This is a genomic window from Stenotrophomonas sp. YJH_SMC_73, from assembly GCF_059370155.1.
Genome location: NZ_JCAFTJ010000002.1, coordinates 340,544 through 357,968, shown reverse-complemented (window position 1 = coordinate 357,968; position 17,425 = coordinate 340,544). Strand labels below are relative to the sequence as shown.

13 protein-coding genes and 2 tRNA genes are annotated in these 17,425 nt (G+C 65.0%); all 15 read left to right on the top strand.

From position 1 onward, the window contains the following. Positions 1–3 precede the first annotated feature (3 nt). A complete protein-coding gene (gene nuoF, locus AC5P8R_RS04920; RefSeq protein ID WP_014647866.1) occupies positions 4–1,344 on the top strand; it encodes an NADH-quinone oxidoreductase subunit NuoF in 1,341 nt (446 codons plus the stop codon). Further along, positions 1,341–3,575, top strand: coding sequence for an NADH-quinone oxidoreductase subunit NuoG (gene nuoG / locus AC5P8R_RS04915; protein WP_495223046.1), 2,235 nt, complete (start codon positions 1,341–1,343; stop codon positions 3,573–3,575). Before nuoF ends, nuoG begins: the two co-directional genes overlap by 4 nt. Continuing rightward, positions 3,572–4,666: an NADH-quinone oxidoreductase subunit NuoH gene (gene nuoH / locus AC5P8R_RS04910; RefSeq protein ID WP_014037948.1), complete on the top strand. Its 1,095-nt coding sequence runs from the start codon at positions 3,572–3,574 to the stop codon at positions 4,664–4,666. Before nuoG ends, nuoH begins: the two co-directional genes overlap by 4 nt. A 4-nt stretch (positions 4,667–4,670) precedes the next feature. Then, positions 4,671–5,159: an NADH-quinone oxidoreductase subunit NuoI gene (gene nuoI / locus AC5P8R_RS04905; protein WP_005410456.1), complete on the top strand. Its 489-nt coding sequence runs from the start codon at positions 4,671–4,673 to the stop codon at positions 5,157–5,159. A 9-nt stretch (positions 5,160–5,168) separates the two neighbouring features. Then, the gene (locus AC5P8R_RS04900) at positions 5,169–5,825 is read left to right on the top strand and encodes an NADH-quinone oxidoreductase subunit J (protein ID WP_014647864.1); all 657 of its coding nucleotides are present in this window, start codon (positions 5,169–5,171) and stop codon (positions 5,823–5,825) included. Next, positions 5,822–6,127 (top strand): NADH-quinone oxidoreductase subunit NuoK, encoded by a 306-nt coding sequence (gene nuoK, locus AC5P8R_RS04895; protein WP_005417921.1) that lies wholly within the window; start codon positions 5,822–5,824, stop codon positions 6,125–6,127. Before AC5P8R_RS04900 ends, nuoK begins: the two co-directional genes overlap by 4 nt. Positions 6,128–6,134: 7 nt before the next feature. Further along, positions 6,135–8,309, top strand: a complete 2,175-nt coding sequence (gene nuoL / locus AC5P8R_RS04890) for an NADH-quinone oxidoreductase subunit L (RefSeq protein ID WP_014647863.1) — start codon at positions 6,135–6,137, stop codon at positions 8,307–8,309. Between the two features lie 23 nt (positions 8,310–8,332). Continuing rightward, positions 8,333–9,841, top strand: a complete 1,509-nt coding sequence (locus tag AC5P8R_RS04885) for an NADH-quinone oxidoreductase subunit M (protein ID WP_014647862.1) — start codon at positions 8,333–8,335, stop codon at positions 9,839–9,841. Between the two features lie 15 nt (positions 9,842–9,856). Next, positions 9,857–11,317: an NADH-quinone oxidoreductase subunit NuoN gene (gene nuoN / locus AC5P8R_RS04880; protein WP_032957446.1), complete on the top strand. Its 1,461-nt coding sequence runs from the start codon at positions 9,857–9,859 to the stop codon at positions 11,315–11,317. A gap of 127 nt (positions 11,318–11,444) precedes the next feature. Continuing rightward, a tRNA-Met gene (locus tag AC5P8R_RS04875) sits at positions 11,445–11,521 on the top strand. An 82-nt stretch (positions 11,522–11,603) separates the two neighbouring features. Further along, positions 11,604–11,680, top strand: a tRNA-Met gene (locus tag AC5P8R_RS04870). 366 nt (positions 11,681–12,046) lie between these two features. Continuing rightward, positions 12,047–12,637, top strand: coding sequence for a ribosome maturation factor RimP (rimP, locus tag AC5P8R_RS04865; protein WP_014647860.1), 591 nt, complete (start codon positions 12,047–12,049; stop codon positions 12,635–12,637). A gap of 4 nt (positions 12,638–12,641) precedes the next feature. Beyond that, positions 12,642–14,153 (top strand): transcription termination factor NusA, encoded by a 1,512-nt coding sequence (nusA, locus tag AC5P8R_RS04860; protein ID WP_014647859.1) that lies wholly within the window; start codon positions 12,642–12,644, stop codon positions 14,151–14,153. Between the two features lie 92 nt (positions 14,154–14,245). Then, a complete protein-coding gene (gene infB, locus AC5P8R_RS04855) occupies positions 14,246–16,891 on the top strand; it encodes a translation initiation factor IF-2 (RefSeq protein ID WP_014647858.1) in 2,646 nt (881 codons plus the stop codon). Positions 16,892–17,023: 132 nt separating this feature from the next. Then, entirely contained in the window at positions 17,024–17,407 is a 384-nt protein-coding gene (gene rbfA / locus AC5P8R_RS04850) for a 30S ribosome-binding factor RbfA (RefSeq protein ID WP_005410447.1), read from the top strand. The last annotated feature ends 18 nt before the right edge of the window (positions 17,408–17,425 follow it).

The following is a 17,425-nucleotide window of genomic DNA, read 5'->3' as shown; positions in this document are numbered from 1 at the left end:
GGCATGGCACATCACCACGAATCCAAGGGTCCGGTCGGCCCCGCGCCGCTGCCGCACCAGGTGGTCTACACCACCCTGCATTACGACACCCCGTGGTCGTACGAAAGCTACCTGAAGACCGGTGGCTACGCCGCCCTGCGCAAGATCCTCGAAGAGAAGATCCCGCCGGAGCAGGTCATCGAGATGGTCAAGGCCTCGGGCCTGCGCGGCCGCGGTGGCGCAGGCTTCCCGACCGGCCTGAAGTGGTCCTTCATGCCCAAGGGCAACATGCAGAAGTACATCCTCTGCAACTCGGACGAATCCGAGCCGGGCACCTGCAAGGACCGCGACATCCTGCGTTACAACCCGCATTCGGTGGTGGAAGGCATGGCGATCGCCTGCTACGCCACCGGTTCGACCGTGGGTTACAACTACCTGCGCGGTGAGTTCCACCACGAGCCGTTCGAGCACTTCGAGCAGGCCCTGGCCGACGCCTATGCGAACGGCTGGCTGGGCAAGAACATCCTCGGCAGCGGCGTAGACATCGACATCTACGGTGCGCTGGGCGCCGGCGCCTACATCTGCGGCGAAGAAACCGCGCTGATGGAATCGCTGGAAGGCAAGAAGGGCCAGCCGCGCTACAAGCCGCCGTTCCCGGCCAATTTCGGCCTGTATGGCAAGCCGTCGACGATCAACAACACCGAAACCTACGGTTCGGTGCCGGCGATCATCCGCAACGGTCCGGAGTGGTTCAAGGGCCTGAGCCTGACCGCCAACGGCGGTCCGAAGTGCTTCTCGGTGTCCGGCTGCGTGCAGAATGGCGGCAACTTCGAAGTGCCGCTCGGCACCAAATTCCACGACCTGCTGGAAATGGCCGGTGGCCTGCGTCCGGGCCGCACGCTGAAGGGCGCGATCCCGGGCGGCGTGTCGATGCCGGTGCTGACCGCGGCCGAGCTGGAGGACCTGCCGATGGACTACGACACCATCCGTGCACTGGGCTCCGGCCTGGGTTCGGGCGCGATCGTGGTGCTCGACGACAGCGTCTGCTGCGTAAAGTTCGCCTGCCGCATCAGCCAGTTCTTCCACAAGGAATCCTGCGGCCAGTGCACCCCGTGCCGTGAAGGTACTGGCTGGATGCACCGCGTGCTGGAGCGCATCGTCGCCGGCAAGGCCACGATGGAAGACCTGCACCAGCTGAAGGCGGTGGCCGGGCAGATCGAAGGCCACACCATCTGTGCGTTCGGTGAAGCGGCTGCATGGCCCATCCAGGGCTTCCTGCGCCAGTTCTGGGACGAATTCGAGTACTACATCGTCAACGGTCATTCGATGGTTGACGGCAAGAAGGTGGAGGCAGCCGCCGCATGAGCGCGCAACCCGTAAACCCGAACGTGCCACCGGATCACGTGACCATCGAGATCGATGGCAAGTCGCTGGTCGTGCCCAAGGGTTCGATGATCATCCAGGCGGCCGACAAGGCCGGTATTCCGATTCCGCGCTTCTGCTACCACGAGAAGCTGCCGATCGCCGCCAACTGCCGCATGTGCCTGGTGGACGTGGAGAAGTCGCCGAAGCCGGCGCCGGCCTGCGCCACCCCGGTGATGGACGGCATGAAGGTCGCCACCCGCAGCGAGAAGGCACTGAAGTTCCAGCGCTCGGTGATGGAGTTCCTGCTCATCAACCACCCGCTGGACTGCCCGATCTGCGATCAGGGCGGCGAGTGCGAGCTGCAGGACGTGTCGCTGGGCTATGGCCGTTCGGTCAGCCGCTTCAACGAGCGCAAGCGCGTGGTGCCGGACGAGGACATGGGCCCGCTGGTCGCTACCGAGATGACCCGCTGCATCCAGTGCACCCGCTGCGTCCGCTTCACCGCCGACGTTGCCGGTACCTACGAACTGGGTGGCATGTACCGCGGTGAGAACCTGCAGATCGGTACCTTTGACGGCAAGCCGCTGACCACCGAGCTGTCCGGCAACGTCGTCGACGTCTGCCCGGTCGGCGCGCTGACCAACAAGGTGTTCCAGTTCCGCGCCCGTCCGTGGGAACTGACCGCGCGCGAATCGCTGGGCTACCACGACGCGATGGGTTCGAACCTGTTCCTGCACGTGCGTCGCGGTGAAGTGCTGCGCACCGTGCCGCGCGACAACGAAGCGGTGAACGAGTGCTGGCTGTCCGACCGTGACCGCTACTCGCACCAGGGCCTGTACAGCGAAGACCGTGCGGTCAAGCCGCTGCGCAAGGTCAATGGCGAATGGAAGGAAGTGAGCTGGGCCGAAGGCCTGGCCGCGGCCGCCGAGATCCTCAAGGCCAACCAGGGCGACAACCTGGGCGTGCTGGTGCACCCGTCCACCTCCAACGAGGAAGGCGCGTTGCTGGCCCGCCTGGCCAAGGGCCTGGGCACGGGCAACATCGACCACCGCATCAACAACCGCGATTTCTCCGACGCCGCAACCGCCGAAGTGTTCGGCCTGCCGCTGGCCGAAATCGAAGGCGCTGACCGCATCGTCGTTCTGGGCAGCAACATCCGCCACGAACTGCCGCTGCTGCACGCCCGCCTGCGCAAGGCGCAGACCACCAAGGGCGCGAAGATCCATGTCGTCAACCCGGTGGACTTCGACTTCGCCTTCAGCATCGCCGGCAAGCAGATCGTCGCACCGTCGAAGTTCGTCGACGCGCTGGCCAACGCCGAGCTGCAATCGGCAGTGCAGGGCGGCAACAACACCGTGCTGATCGTCGGTGGCATCGCCGAAAACCACCCGCAGGCTGCCGCGATCCGCGCTGCTGCGCGTGAGTTCGCCGCCGCCACCGGTGCCAAGCTGTGCCGCATCCCGCAGGGCGCCAACGCCGTTGGCCTGACCCGCGCCGGTGTGCTGCCGGCTGGCAAGGACGTCGCCGCGATGCTGGCGCAGCCGCGCCAGGCCTATGTGGTGTACGGCCTGGAGCCGGGCCTGGACTTCGCCGATGCACCTGCCGCGCGCAAGGCGCTGGCCGGTGCCCAGGTGGTGGCTTTCAGCCAGTTCGCCTGTGCCTCGACCCGCGACGTCGCCGACGTGATCCTGCCGATCGGTGCGCTGCCGGAAATCGACGCCACCCTGACCAACCTTGATGGTCGCGAGCAGTCGGCCCGTGCCGGCGGCAAGCTGCCGGGCGAGGCCCGTGAAGGCTGGCGCGTGCTGCGCGCCCTGGGCGGCGAGCTGGCCGTGGCCGGTTTCGACTTCACCGACCTGGCCGGCCTGCGCGCCAGCCTGGCCCCGGTACCGGTCACCGTTGCCGCTTCGGCGCAGCCGGTGGTTGCCGGCGAAGGCCTGGAAGTGGCTTCGACCGCCGCGATCTACCGCACCGATGCGGTGGTCCGTCGCGCCCCGGCGCTGCAGTCGCATCCGCTCAACAACGCCCCGCGCATCGTGCTGAACGCTGAAGATGCCGCTCGCCTGCAGCTGCAGGAAGGGCAGATGGCCAAGGTCGGCACCGATGCCGGCAAGGCCACCCTGCCGGTGGTGGTCGACGCCCGCGTCGCTGCGGGTTCGGTCTGGATTGAATCGGGCCACGGCGCGACCGCGCCGCTGGGTGCCGCTCGCGTATCGGTGGTGGCTGCATGAACGAATTGCTGTTGAACGCGGTCGACCCGCTGCACCAGTGGCTGCTGGGCCTCGGTGACATCGGCGCGCTGATCTGGATCATCCTGAAGATCCTGGTGATCGCCGTTCCGGTGATCATCTCGGTGGCCTTCTACGTGGTCTGGGAACGCAAGCTGATCGGCTGGATGCACGTCCGCCACGGCCCGATGTACGTGGGCATGGGCATCTTCCAGGCCTTCGCCGACGTCTTCAAGCTGCTGTTCAAGGAAGTGGTCCAGCCGAGCAGCGCCAACAAGGCGATCTATCTGCTGGCCCCGCTGATCACCCTGGCCCCGGCCTTCGCGGCCTGGTCGGTGGTGCCCTTCGATTCGCAGATCGTGCTGTCCAACGCCAACGCCGGCCTGCTGTACCTGCTGGCGATGACCTCGCTGGGCATCTACGGCATCATCCTGGCCGGTTGGGCATCCAACTCGAAGTATGCGTTCCTGGGGGCGATGCGCGCCTCGGCGCAGATGATCAGCTATGAAATCGCCATGGGCTTCGCCCTGGTCGGCGTGATGATCGCCTCGGGCAGCCTGAACCTGAGCAACATCGTGATGGCGCAGGCCGGCAGTTCCGGCTTCTTCGACTGGTTCCTGCTGCCGCTGTTCCCGCTGTTCGTCATCTACTGGGTCTCGGGCGTGGCTGAAACCAACCGCGCGCCGTTCGACGTGGTGGAAGGCGAATCGGAAATCGTCGCCGGCCACATGGTCGAATACTCCGGCGGTGCCTTCGCCCTGTTCTTCCTGGCCGAATACGCGAACATGATCCTGATCAGCTTCCTGATCTCGATCTTCTTCCTCGGCGGCTGGCTGAGCCCGGTCCAGGGCTGGGTCAACTTCGGCGATGTCTCGCCGCTGGTCGACTGGATCTGGAAGGGGGGCGCGCCGTGGCTGTTCGTCAAGGTGTTCTTCTTCGCCAGTGCCTACATCTGGTTCCGTGCCAGCTTCCCGCGCTTCCGCTACGACCAGATCATGCGCCTGGGCTGGAAGGTCTTCATCCCGCTGGCCATTCTGTGGATCGCGGTTACCGCCGTCATGGTGTTCTTCGGCGTGATTCAAAAGGGCGTCTAAAGTGATGAACAGGATTACCCATTACTTCAAGAGCCTGCTGCTGCTCGAACTGCTGGCGGGCCTCTGGCTGACGCTGAAGTACAGCTTCAAGCCGAAGTACACGATGATGTACCCGATGGAGAAGTTCCCGCAGTCGCCGCGCTTCCGTGGCCTGCATGCGCTGCGCCGTTATCCCAACGGCGAAGAGCGCTGCATCGCCTGCAAGCTGTGCGAAGCGGTGTGCCCGGCGCTGGCCATCACCATCGACTCGGCCAAGCGCGAGGACGGCACCCGCCGCACCACGCGTTATGACATCGACCTGTTCAAGTGCATCTTCTGTGGCTTCTGTGAGGAAAGCTGCCCGGTGGACTCGATCGTCGAAACCCACATCCTCGAGTACCACTTCGAGAATCGTGGCGAAAACATCGTTACCAAGCCGCAGCTGCTGGCCCTGGGCGACCGTCTCGAAAACGAGATCGCCGAGCGTCGCGCCGCCGATGCCGCTTACCGCTGAGGTCGAGAGATGGATTGGGTAAATATCGCTTTCTGGGTGTTCGCCATCGCGGCAACGGTTTCGGCCGGTGCGGTGATCAGCGTGCGCAACCCGGTTCACGCCGTGCTCTGCCTGGTGCTGACCTTCTTCTCCATCGCCTGCGTGTGGCTGCTGGTGGGCGCCGAGTTCCTCGGTGTGGCGCTGGTGCTGGTCTACGTCGGTGCGGTGATGGTGCTGTTCCTGTTCGTGGTGATGATGCTGGACATCGACCCCACCAAGCTGCGTGAGGGCTGGGTGCGCTACCTGCCGGTCGGCCTGATTGTCGCGGTCGCGATGCTGGCGCAGATGCTGATCCTGATCGGGGTCAAGGCGCGTTCGGTCACGCCGTTCCCGGCCGACAACGCCGCTGCGGTCGCCGCCGACAGCTCCAACATCACCTGGCTGGCACGCACGCTGTTCACCGAGTACCTGCTGCCGTTCGAGTTCGCCGCTGTCATCCTGACCGTGGCCGTGGTTGCCGCCGTGATGCTGACCCTGCGTCGCCGTACCGGCGTGAAGAGCCAGAACCCGGGCCAGCAGACCATGGTCAAGGCCGGCCAGCGCCTGCGCATGGTCAAGATGGGTGCCGAAGCACCGGTCGTGCACAGCAACAGCAAGCCGGTCGCCGGCGAGGAGACCCAGCCGTGATCACCCTTGGCCATATCCTCGCGCTGGGCGCGGTGCTGTTCGCCATCAGCCTGGCCGGTATCTTCCTCAACCGGAAGAACGTCATCGTCCTGCTGATGTCGATCGAGCTGATGCTGCTGTCGGTGAACATCAACTTCGTCGGCTTCTCGCGTCAGCTGGGCGATCCGTCCGGCCAGCTGTTCGTGTTCTTCATCCTGACCGTCGCCGCCGCGGAAGCCGCCATCGGCCTGGCGATCCTGGTGACCCTGTTCCGTACACGCCGCACGATCAATGTCGGCGAAGTCGATTCGTTGAAGGGCTGATCCACAGATGGAAATCACTCTCTCCAAGAGTCTGTTGATCGCAGTGGTGCTCGCACCGCTGTTCGGCAGCATCATCGCCGGCCTGTTCGGTCGCCAGGTCAAGCGCTTTGGCGCGCAGACCATCACCATCCTCGGCGTCGCGGTGGCCTGCGGCCTGTCGATGTATACGCTCTACCAGCTGCTGTGGGGTGGGGCGCAGCCGTTCAACCAGAACATCTACACGTTCTTCGAAGTCGGCCAGTACTCGGCCCACGTCGGCTTCATGGTCGACAAGCTGACCGCGATGATGATGGTGGTGGTGACCTTCGTGTCGCTGCTGGTCCACATCTACACGATCGGCTACATGCAGGACGATCCGGGCTACCAGCGGTTCTTCAGCTACATCTCGCTGTTCACCTTCTCGATGCTCACCCTGGTGATGAGCAACAACTTCCTGCAGCTGTTCTTCGGCTGGGAAGCGGTGGGCCTGGTGTCGTACCTGCTGATCGGCTTCTGGTTCAAGCGCCCGACCGCGATCTTCGCCAACATGAAGGCGTTCCTGGTCAATCGCGTCGGTGACTTCGGCTTCCTGCTGGGCATCGCCGGCGTGCTGTGGGTGTTCGGCACCCTGGACTACTCGCAGGTGTTCTCGCAGGCCGGCATGCTGGCCGACCCGCGCGCCCAGCTGCAGATCTGGGACGGCACGCTGCTGGGCATGCAGCTGCTGAACGAGCCGGTGATCTGGTCGATCGCCACCGTCATCTGCATCTGCCTGTTCATCGGTGCCATGGGCAAGTCGGCCCAGGTCCCGCTGCACGTGTGGCTGCCGGACTCGATGGAAGGCCCGACCCCGATCTCGGCACTGATCCACGCCGCGACGATGGTGACCGCCGGTATCTTCATGGTCACCCGCATGTCGCCGCTGTTCGAGCTGTCGCAGACCGCGCTGAACTTCGTGCTGTTCATCGGCGCCACCACCGCGTTCTTCACTGGCCTGATCGGCATCGTGCAGAACGACATCAAGCGCGTGGTCGCGTACTCGACCCTGTCGCAGCTGGGCTACATGACGGTTGCACTGGGCGTGTCGGCCTATTCGGCTGCCGTGTTCCACCTGATGACCCACGCCTTCTTCAAGGCCCTGCTGTTCCTGGGCGCCGGCTCGGTCATCATCGCGATGCACCACGAGCAGGACATGCGCAAGATGGGCGGCCTGCGCAAGTACATGCCGATCACCTTCATCACCATGTGGATCGGTACCCTGGCGCTGGTCGGCACGCCGTTCTTCTCCGGCTTCTACTCGAAGGACACCATCATCGAGGCGGCCGAGCTGCACGCGCACCTGTCCAACAGCTGGGTGGCCACCTATGGCTACTGGGCGGTGCTGGGTGGCGTGATCGTCACCAGCTTCTACAGCTTCCGCCTGCTGTTCCTGACCTTCCACGGCAAGGAGCGTTTCCGCGACGCGCATGACGATCACGGCCACGGCCATGACGATCACCACGCCGCCGACGCCCACCACGGCGATGCACACCATGGTGATGGCCACGACGACCACGGCCATGGCCACGGTCCGCACGAGCCGCACGAAACCCCGTGGGTGGTGACCCTGCCGCTGATCCTGCTGGCCATCCCGTCGATCGCCATCGGTTTCTTCAGCATCGGCCCGATGCTGTACGGCACCGACTGGGCCGGCAACCACGCGCACGATGCCATCAAGGGCCAGGCGCACACGTTCTTCACCGGCATCGTCGACTTCTACGATCCGGCCAAGAACACCATCGGCTTCCTGGGTGAGGAGTTCCATGGCCCGGTCGCCTTCGCGCTGCATGGCATGATGGCTCCGGCGTTCATGCTGACCGTTGCGGGCTTCCTGCTGGCCGCACTGTTCTACCTGTGGAAGCCGGACCTGTCGGGCAAGGCCCGCAAGACCTTTGCTCCGCTGGTGTCGGTGCTTGAAAACAAGTACGGCTTCGACAAGCTGTGGATCGATGGCTTTGCCGGTGGCAGCGTCAAGCTGGGCAGGGTCTCGCGCTGGATCGACAGCAACATCGTCGACGGCGTGGTCAATCTCTCGGCACGTGTTGTGGACGTCGCAGCCGGCGTGCTGCGTCGTACCCAATCCGGTTTCCTCTATCACTACGCCTTCGCGATGATCATCGGCCTGATTGCCCTGCTGGGCGTGCTGATGCATTACCTGCGTTGATGACCTGTACGGAATAAGAAGACGTGTCGAACTGGCCTCTACTCAGTGTCCTCATCTGGCTGCCGATCATCGGTGGTGCCCTGATCCTTGCGATCCGTGATGCGCAGACCGCCCGCTGGGCGTCGCTGGGCGTAGCGGTGCTGACCTTCGTGGCGAGCCTCTCGCTGCTGAGCGGCTACAACGCAGGCGTCGATGGTCTGCAGTTCGTCGAGACCCATGCCTGGATCCCGGCGTACAAGATCGGCTACAACCTGGGCGTGGACGGCATTGCCGTGGCGCTGATCCTGCTGACCACCCTGGTCAGCGTGCTTGCCCTGATCGGCGCCTGGAGCGCCATCGACAAGCGCGTGAACCAGTACGTGGCGGCCTTCCTGATCCTGGAAGGTGTCACCGTCGGCATCTTCGCCGCGACGGACGCGATGCTGTTCTACGTGTTCTTCGAAGCGATGCTGATCCCGATGTTCCTGATCATCGGTGTCTGGGGCGGTCCGCGCCGCATCTACGCCGCGCTGAAGTTCTTCCTGTACACCTTCCTCGGCTCGGTGCTGATGCTGGTGGCGCTGATCTACCTGTACATGAAGGGCGGCAGCTTCCAGCTGGCCGACCTGTACGCGCTGCCGCTGTCGGCCAAGGAGCAGACCTGGATCTTCTTCGCCTTCCTGATCGCCTTCGCGGTCAAGGTGCCGATGTTCCCGGTCCACACCTGGCTGCCGGACGCCCACGTGGAAGCGCCGACCGCCGGTTCGGTGATCCTGGCCGCGATCGCCCTGAAGATCGGTGGCTACGGCTTCCTGCGCTTCAACCTGCCGATCGTCCCGGACGCGTCGCAGGAATGGGCCTGGCTGGTGATCGCGCTGTCGCTGATCGCGGTGATCTACGTCGGCCTGGTCGCCCTGGTGCAGGACGACATGAAGAAGCTGATCGCCTATTCGTCGATCGCGCACATGGGCTTTGTCACCCTGGGCACCTTCATCGCCCTGTGGCTGGTGCGCGAAGCCGGCAACGCCGACGCCGCGCGCCTGGGCCTGCAGGGCGCCATGGTGCAGATGATCTCGCACGGCTTCGTGTCCGGCGCGATGTTCTCCTGCGTCGGCGTGCTGTACGACCGCATGCACAGCCGCCGCATCGCCGATTACGGCGGCGTGGTCAACGTGATGCCGTGGTTCGCCACCTTCGCGATGCTGTTCTTCATGGCCAACGCGGGCCTGCCGGGTACCAGCGGTTTCGTTGGCGAGTTCATGGTCATCCTCTCGGCCTTCCAGCGTAATCCGTGGATCGCCCTGGGCGCGGCCACCACCCTGATCATCGGCGCCGCCTACACCCTGTGGCTGTACAAGCGCATCTTCTTCGGTGATGTGGCCAACAGCCATGTTGCCGAACTGAAGGACATCAACGGCCGCGAATGGCTGGTGCTGGGCGTGTTCGCCATCGGCGTGCTGGCCCTGGGCATCTACCCCAAGCCGCTGACCGACCTGATGGAGCCCTCGATCGCGAAGCTGGCGATGCAGATCGCATCCAGCAAGCTGCTGTAATTCCAGGATTTGATGATGACCACCTCGCCGCTGCTGCCATTGACCGCCGCTGACCTGCCACCGCTCGCTCCCGAGCTGGTGCTGATCGGCAGCGCCTTCGCCCTGATGATCCTCGACCTGTTCGTCAGCAACCGGAACAAGATCGTCACCCACCTGTTCTCGCTCGCTGCGCTGGCCGTGGTGCTGTTCATGCTGGCCACCGGCGTGGGCGGGCAGGGGGAGGTCTTCCATGGCATGTTCGTGCGCGATACCGCCGCGGACGTGATGAAGACCGGGATCGTGCTGCTCAGCGGCCTGACCCTGGTCTACGGCTGGCGCTACCTGCGTGATCGCGACCTGTTCCAGGGCGAGATCCCGGTGCTGATCCTGTTCGGCACCGCCGGCATGATGATCCTGGTCTCGGCCGGCAGCCTGCTGATGGTCTACCTGGGCCTGGAACTGCTGGCGCTGTGCTCCTACGCCCTGGTCGCCAGCAACCGCGAAAGCGGCCTGGCCTCGGAAGCGGCGATGAAGTACATCGTGCTGGGTTCGCTGGCCTCGGGCCTGCTGCTCTACGGCATGTCGCTGATCTACGGCGCCACCGGCAGCCTGCACCTGGATGTGATCCGCGAGGCCATCCCGCACTCGGAAGAGCGCGTGCTGCTGATCACCGGTGCGGTGTTCATGATCGCCGGCGTCGCCTTCAAGCTGGGTGCCGCGCCGTTCCACATGTGGCTGCCGGACGTGTACCAGGGTGCCCCGGCACCGATCGCACTGTTCATCAGCTCGGCGCCGAAGCTGGCCGCGTTCGGCATGGCCTACCGCCTGCTGGAAATGGGCGTGGGCCCGCTGTCGACCGAACTGCAGCTGCTGATTGCCGGCCTGGCCGCGGTATCGCTGGTCATCGGCAACCTGATGGCCATCGCGCAGAGCAACCTCAAGCGCATGCTGGCGTTCTCCACCGTCTCGCACATCGGCTTCCTGCTGATGGGCATCGCCGGTGGCGGTTCGCAGGGCTACGCCGCCGCGCTGTTCTACGCACTGGCTTACGCGATCATGTCCACCGCCGCCTTCGGCGCGATCATCGCGCTGTCGCGTGCCGGCTTTGAAGCCGAGAACATCGAGGACTTCAAGGGCCTGAACGCCCGCAACCCGTGGATGGCCGGCCTGGTGCTGTGCATCATGGCGTCGCTGGCCGGCATCCCGCCGTTCCTGGGCTTCTGGACCAAGCTGGCGGTGCTGGGCGCGGCCGTCAACGGCGGCCTGCTGTGGCTGGCCATCCTCGGCGTGCTGTGCGCCGTGGTCGGCTGCTTCTACTACCTGCGCGTCATCAAGGTCATGTACTTCGATGAGCCGGTGGGCGAGGCCATGCCGCGCAGCAACGACCGCGTGCTGGGCGTGGTGCTGGGCGTGAATGCCCTGGCGCTGCTCGCGCTGGGCCTGGCCTGGAACCCGATCATGGTCTGGTGCCAGCAGGCATTTGCGCATCTTGCATAAAAGTTGACACAAAGCTGCGCGATTCGTGTAATATGCGCAGCCTGAGTTGTCACTGCAGCGGTTCAGCCAGAACATCGTTGCGGTAGCCCTCCTCGAAAGAGCAGGGCAGCAGTTCAAACACTTCCGGTGCGGGGTGGAGCAGTCTGGCAGCTCGTCGGGCTCATAACCCGAAGGTCGCAGGTTCAAATCCTGCCCCCGCTACCAACGTCGGATCGGCGCCAACCGGTTCGATGAATGAGGGGAAGCTTGCATTTGTCGCAGCAATGCCTCATGATTCCGCTTCTGATGCGGGGTGGAGCAGTCTGGCAGCTCGTCGGGCTCATAACCCGAAGGTCGCAGGTTCAAATCCTGCCCCCGCTACCAAGTAAAGAGATCGCCTTCGAAGTCCTGCTTCGAGGGCGTTTTTCTTTGGGGTCTGCGTTGTTTCTGCGTGATCGGGGTCAGATCCCTTATCCACGGGAAAAGGGATCTGACCCGGGTCCGCACCTTGCACCAGCGCGGTGCAGTCGCTATCATCAGCGGCCTAGCAGTACCCCTGAAGGCGGCCTCCCAGCGGGAGTCCGGACCCGGAAGGAGGGCCGCAACCGGCAGGCAATGCAGGTTGCAACCGGAATCCAGTCACCGGAGTCTTTCCGGAAAAGGGGCCCAACGGGCCCTTTGTCGTTTCCGGGGCGTCACGTTTCCACGCCGGCCAAGGCCGGCACCCAACCATAGAGATCAAGGCAGGCTGTGAGCGACAAGGCAACCGACATCGCGAATCTGCTCGCCCCGACCGTTGTGTCGCTGGGCCTGGAGCTGCTGGGCGTTGAGTATCTGCCGGCCCCCGGCGGTGCGACCCTGCGCCTTTACATCGACGTGCCGCTGGCTGAACAGCCCGAGCGCATCATCAATGTCGACGACTGCGAGCGGGTCAGCCGCGAAGTGTCGGCGCAGCTGGACGTCGAGGACCCGATCAGCGGCAATTACACGCTGGAAGTGTCCTCGCCGGGCGTCGACCGTCCGCTGTTCAGCCTGGAGCAGTTCGGCCGTCACCTCGGCGAATCGGCCAAGGTCACGCTGAAGCTGCCGCAGGACAACCGTCGTCGCCTGCAGGGTCGTATCGAGGCGACCGACGAGGCGGCGGGGACCATCACTTTCATCGTCGACAAGGCCGAAGTGGTCGTGTCGGCCGACAACATCGACAAGGCACGGATCATGCCCGACTGGGTGGCGCTGGGGCTGGCCCCGAGCAAGCCGACCGGTCCGGCACCGAAGCGTCCGAAGCCGAACACGAATTCTTCTTCCAACGAGCCGGCGGCAAAGAAGCCGCGCGCGGAGTGAGCCAATGAGCAAGGAACTGTTGCTGGTAGTCGACGCAGTCGCCAACGAGAAGGGCGTGCCGCGTGAAGTGATCTTCGATGCCATCGAGGCCGCCCTGGCCTCGGCAGCGAAGAAGCGCTATCCCGACGAGGAAGTGCTGACCCGCGTGGTCATCGACCACAAGGACGGCAGCTACGAAACCTTCCGCCGCTGGGAAGTGGTGGCCGATGACGTGGTCATGGAATCGCCGGACCGCCAGATTCGCCTGATGGATGCCGTCGATGAAGCCGAAGGCGTCGAGGTCGGCGACTACATCGAAGAGCAGATCGAGAACCCGGATTTCGGCCGCATCGCTGCCCAGGCCGCCAAGCAGGTCATCGTCCAGCGCGTGCGCGAAGCCGAGCGCCAGCAGGTCGTGGATGCGTGGAAGGATCGCGTGGGTGAGCTGATCACCGGCGTGGTCAAGCGCGCCGAGCGCGGCAACATCTATGTCGACCTCGGCGGCAACGCCGAAGGCTTCATCCCGAAGGACAAGGGCATCCCGCGCGACGTGCTGCGCGCCGGTGACCGCGTGCGCGGCTACCTGGCCGAAGTGCGCTCGGAGCCGCGTGGCCCGCAGCTGTTCATCAGCCGTGCCGCCCCGGAATTCATGATCGAGCTGTTCAAGCTGGAAGTGCCGGAAGTCGGCCAGGGCCTGGTGGAAATCAAGGCCTGTGCACGTGACCCGGGCGACCGCGCCAAGATCGCCGTGCTGGCCCACGACCAGCGCACCGATCCGATCGGCGCCTGCATCGGCATGCGCGGTTCGCGCGTGCAGGCCGTGTCCAACGAGCTCAATGGCGAGCGCGTGGACATCGTGCTGTGGAACGACAACCCGGCCAACTTCGTCATCAACGCGATGGCGCCGGCCGAAGTGCAGTCGATCATCGTCGATGAAGACAAGCACTCGATGGACCTGGCCGTTGCCGAAGACCGCCTGGCCCAGGCGATCGGCAAGGGCGGCCAGAACGTGCGCCTGGCCAGCCGCCTGACCGGCTGGCAGCTCAACGTGATGACCCAGGACCAGGTCACCGCCAAGTCGGAAGCCGAGCAGGCTGCGGCCCGCCAGCTGTTCATGGACAAGCTGGAAGTGGACGAGGAAATCGCCGGCATCCTGGTCAGCGAAGGCTTCGGCACCGTCGAGGAAATCGCATATGTCCCGGTCGGCGAACTGCTGGCCGTGGAAGGTTTCGACGAGGACATCGTCGAAGAGCTGCGCGCTCGTGCCCGCGATGCGCTGCTCAATGAGGCCCTGGCAGTCGAGGAAGGCCTTGAAGACGGCCAGCCGGCGCAGGACCTGCTGTCCCTGAAGGGCATGGACGAAGCCACCGCGTACGCGCTGGCCGGCCACGGCGTGCGTACCAGCGAGGATCTGTCCGACCTGGCCGCCGACGAGGTCATGGACTTCGGCATCGAAGGACTGGATCAGGCGCGCGCCGCTGCGCTGATCCTGGCCGCCCGTGCCGAGGAGATCGCCCGACTGGAACGCGGCGAATGAGCCGGCAATGAACAGGGCCCTGAGCCGCTCAGGGCGTAGAATCCGCGCCACCTCCACATGCGGGGGGGCGCCCACAAGATCATAGGATCCGAATGTCGCAGCAAACCACCATCCGCAAGCTTGCCGAACTGGTCAACACGCCGGTCGAAAAACTGCTGGAACAGCTGGCCGGTGCCGGCATGAAGTTCAGCGGTCCCGACCAGGTCGTGACCAGCTCCGAGAAGGTGAAGCTCCTGGGCTTCCTTCGTCGTTCGCACGGCAAGCCCGAGCAGGCCCCGGAAGAGACCGATCAGTCTGCGAAGAAGATCACGCTCAACCGCCGGAAGCAGCAGGAAGTGACGGTCAATTCCGGTCGCAGCAAGACGACCGTGAATGTCGAGGTGCGCCAGAAGCGTACCTACGTCAAGGATGGTGCTCGCGCCATGACCCCGGACGAAGAGCGCGCCGACATCCTGCGCAAGCTGGAAGAGTCGCGCGCCCGCAACCTTGCCGAACAGCAGGCCCTGGCCGAGAAGGATCGTCTGCGCGACGAAGCCATCGTCCGTGCCCGTGAGGAAGAGGCCGCCGCCAAGGAACGCGCCGAGGCCGAGAAGAAGGCTGCCGAGGAAGCTGCGGCTGCCGCCAAGGCGGCCGAGACGCTGGCTGCCAGCAAGCCCAAGCGTGCTCCGATCGACGAAACCGCGCCGCGCCCGCCGCGCACCCCGGCCGCAGCCCCGGCTGCGCCGCGTGGTGCACCGCCGCCGCCGCGCAACGACGACCGCAACAACCGCAGCGCGCCGCGCAACGAGCGTGGCCCGGGTGACCGTTTCGCTGGCCAGATGCACCTGTCGGCCGCCGACCGTGCGCGTCGTGGCAACAGCAACAACAGCAACACCCGGGGTCGTCCGGGCGGGCGCAACCAGGCCGGTGGCCGTCGCGACATGTCGCGCGGTGGCAACAATGCCGGCCCGCACGCCTTCGAGCGTCCGACTGCACCGGTGGTGCGTGAAGTGGCGATCGGCGACACCATCACCGTGGCCGACCTGGCGCAGAAGCTGGCGCTGAAGGGCGGCGAGGTGGTCAAGGCGCTGTTCAAGATGGGCGTGATGGCGACCATCACCCAGTCCATCGACCACGACACCGCCGCGCTGGTGACCGAAGAACTCGGCCACAAGGCGATCCGCGCCAACGACAACGACGCCGAAGACGCACTGCTGGCCTCGACCGGTGAAAACCAGGGCGAAGCCACCCAGCGTCCGCCGGTGGTCACCATCATGGGCCACGTCGACCACGGCAAGACCTCGCTGCTGGATTACATCCGCCGCACCAAGGTCGCCACCGGCGAAGCGGGTGGCATCACCCAGCACATCGGCGCTTACCACGTCGATACGCCGAAGGGCGTGATCAGCTTCCTGGACACCCCGGGCCACGCCGCCTTCACCTCGATGCGTGCGCGCGGCGCCAAGCTGACCGACATCGTGGTGCTGGTCGTGGCCGCCGATGACGGCGTCATGCCGCAGACCAAGGAAGCGATCCAGCACGCCCGTTCGGCGGGTGTGCCGCTGATCGTGGCGATCAACAAGATCGACAAGTCCGACGCGGATCCGATGCGGGTCAAGAACGAACTGCTGTCCGAGCAGGTCGTGGCCGAAGACTTCGGTGGTGACACCCAGATGGTGGAGATCTCGGCCAAGACCGGCCTGGGCATCGACGACCTGCTGGACGCCATCTCGATCCAGGCCGAACTGCTGGAACTGAAGGCGGTCGATGAAGGCCGCGCCTCGGGCGTGGTGATCGAATCGTCGCTGGACAAGGGCCGCGGCCCGGTCGCGACGGTGCTGGTGCAGCAGGGCCGCCTGAAGAAGGGCGACTACCTGGTGTGCGGCATCCAGTACGGCCGCGTGCGTGCGCTGTTCGACGAAACCGGCAAGCAGCCGGAGTTCGCCGGCCCGTCCATCCCGGTGCAGGTCCTGGGCCTGTCCGGCGTGCCGGAAGCTGGTGACGACTTCGTGGTCGTCGAGGACGAGCGCCTGGCCAAGGACGTTGCCCAGCAGCGCGAGACCAAGCGCCGTGAATCGCGCCTGGTGGCCACCGCTGGCAGCCGCATGGAAGACATCATGGCGACCCTGGGCAAGGGCGAGGGCCAGCAGGTCCTCAACCTGGTGATCAAGGCCGACGTGCAGGGTTCGGTGCAGGCGCTGAGCCAGGCACTGGTCGCGCTGTCCAACGAAGACATCCGCATCAACGTGATCCACTCCGGCGTGGGTGGCATCACCGAGTCGGACGCCAACTCGGCCGCCGCTTCGAAGGCCACCGTCATCGGCTTCAACGTGCGTGCGGACGCTTCGGCCCGTCGCATCATCGAATCCAATGGTGTCGACCTGCGTTACTTCTCGATCATCTATGACGTGATCGACCAGGTGAAGCAGGTGGCCTCCGGTCTGCTGGGCGTGGAGATCCGCGAAGAGATCATCGGTATCGCCGAGGTCCGCGACGTCTTCCGCAGCTCGAAGCTGGGTGCCGTCGCCGGCTGCATGGTCATCGAGGGTGTGGTCAAGCGCAACAAGCCGATCCGCGTCCTGCGCGACAGCGTGGTGATCTTCGAGGGCGAGCTGGAATCGCTGCGTCGCTTCAAGGAGAACGTCGAGGAAGTCCGCAACGGTACCGAATGCGGTATCGCGGTGAAGGCCTACAACGACGTCAAGCCGGGTGACCAGATCGAGTGCTTCGAACGTATCGAAGTGCCGCGCACCCTGTAATGCTGCAAGGTGGCCCGGCCAACGGTCGGGCCCCACCATGTACCTGTAGCGCCCGACCGTTGGTCGGGCGACAATCGAATCAAAGGTAGTGCCCGACCGTTGGTCGGGCGACAACTGAACCAAGAGCTCCTCGTGCCCAAGACTTTCCATCGAACCGACCGTGTCTCCGCCCAGCTGCGCCGTGAACTCGGCACCCTGGTGCACAACGCCGTGCGCGAGCACGGGTTGCCCTCGGTGAGCGTGTCCGACGTGGAAATCACCCGCGACATGGCCCATGCCAAGGTGTTCGTCACCGCGCTGATGCCGGAACGTTCGGCTGAAGCCGTGGCCGGCCTGAAGGAACTGGGCTACCGCCTGCGCATGGACCTGGCCCGCGCGATGAAGCTGCGCCACGTGCCGGAGCTGCATTTCCACTACGATGACTCGGTCGACCGTGGTGAGCACATCGACAACATCCTGCGCGACCTGCCCGATACGCTGGCCGCCGAGAAGCGTCGCGAGAGCGACGAAGAATAACCGCGCGACGCCGGGCAT

Excerpts from the sequence above, each read along its gene's own strand:
- nuoF (WP_014647866.1), top strand. The coding sequence starts at position 4 with ATGGCACATCACCACGAATCCAAGGGTCCGGTCGGCCCCGCGCCGCTG.
- nuoG (WP_495223046.1), top strand. The coding sequence starts at position 1,341 with ATGAGCGCGCAACCCGTAAACCCGAACGTGCCACCGGATCACGTGACC.
- nuoH (WP_014037948.1), top strand. The coding sequence starts at position 3,572 with ATGAACGAATTGCTGTTGAACGCGGTCGACCCGCTGCACCAGTGGCTG.
- nuoI (WP_005410456.1), top strand. The coding sequence starts at position 4,671 with ATGAACAGGATTACCCATTACTTCAAGAGCCTGCTGCTGCTCGAACTG.
- AC5P8R_RS04900 (WP_014647864.1), top strand. The coding sequence starts at position 5,169 with ATGGATTGGGTAAATATCGCTTTCTGGGTGTTCGCCATCGCGGCAACG.
- nuoL (WP_014647863.1), top strand. The coding sequence starts at position 6,135 with ATGGAAATCACTCTCTCCAAGAGTCTGTTGATCGCAGTGGTGCTCGCA.
- nuoN (WP_032957446.1), top strand. The coding sequence starts at position 9,857 with ATGACCACCTCGCCGCTGCTGCCATTGACCGCCGCTGACCTGCCACCG.
- nusA (WP_014647859.1), top strand. The coding sequence starts at position 12,642 with ATGAGCAAGGAACTGTTGCTGGTAGTCGACGCAGTCGCCAACGAGAAG.
- infB (WP_014647858.1), top strand. The coding sequence starts at position 14,246 with ATGTCGCAGCAAACCACCATCCGCAAGCTTGCCGAACTGGTCAACACG.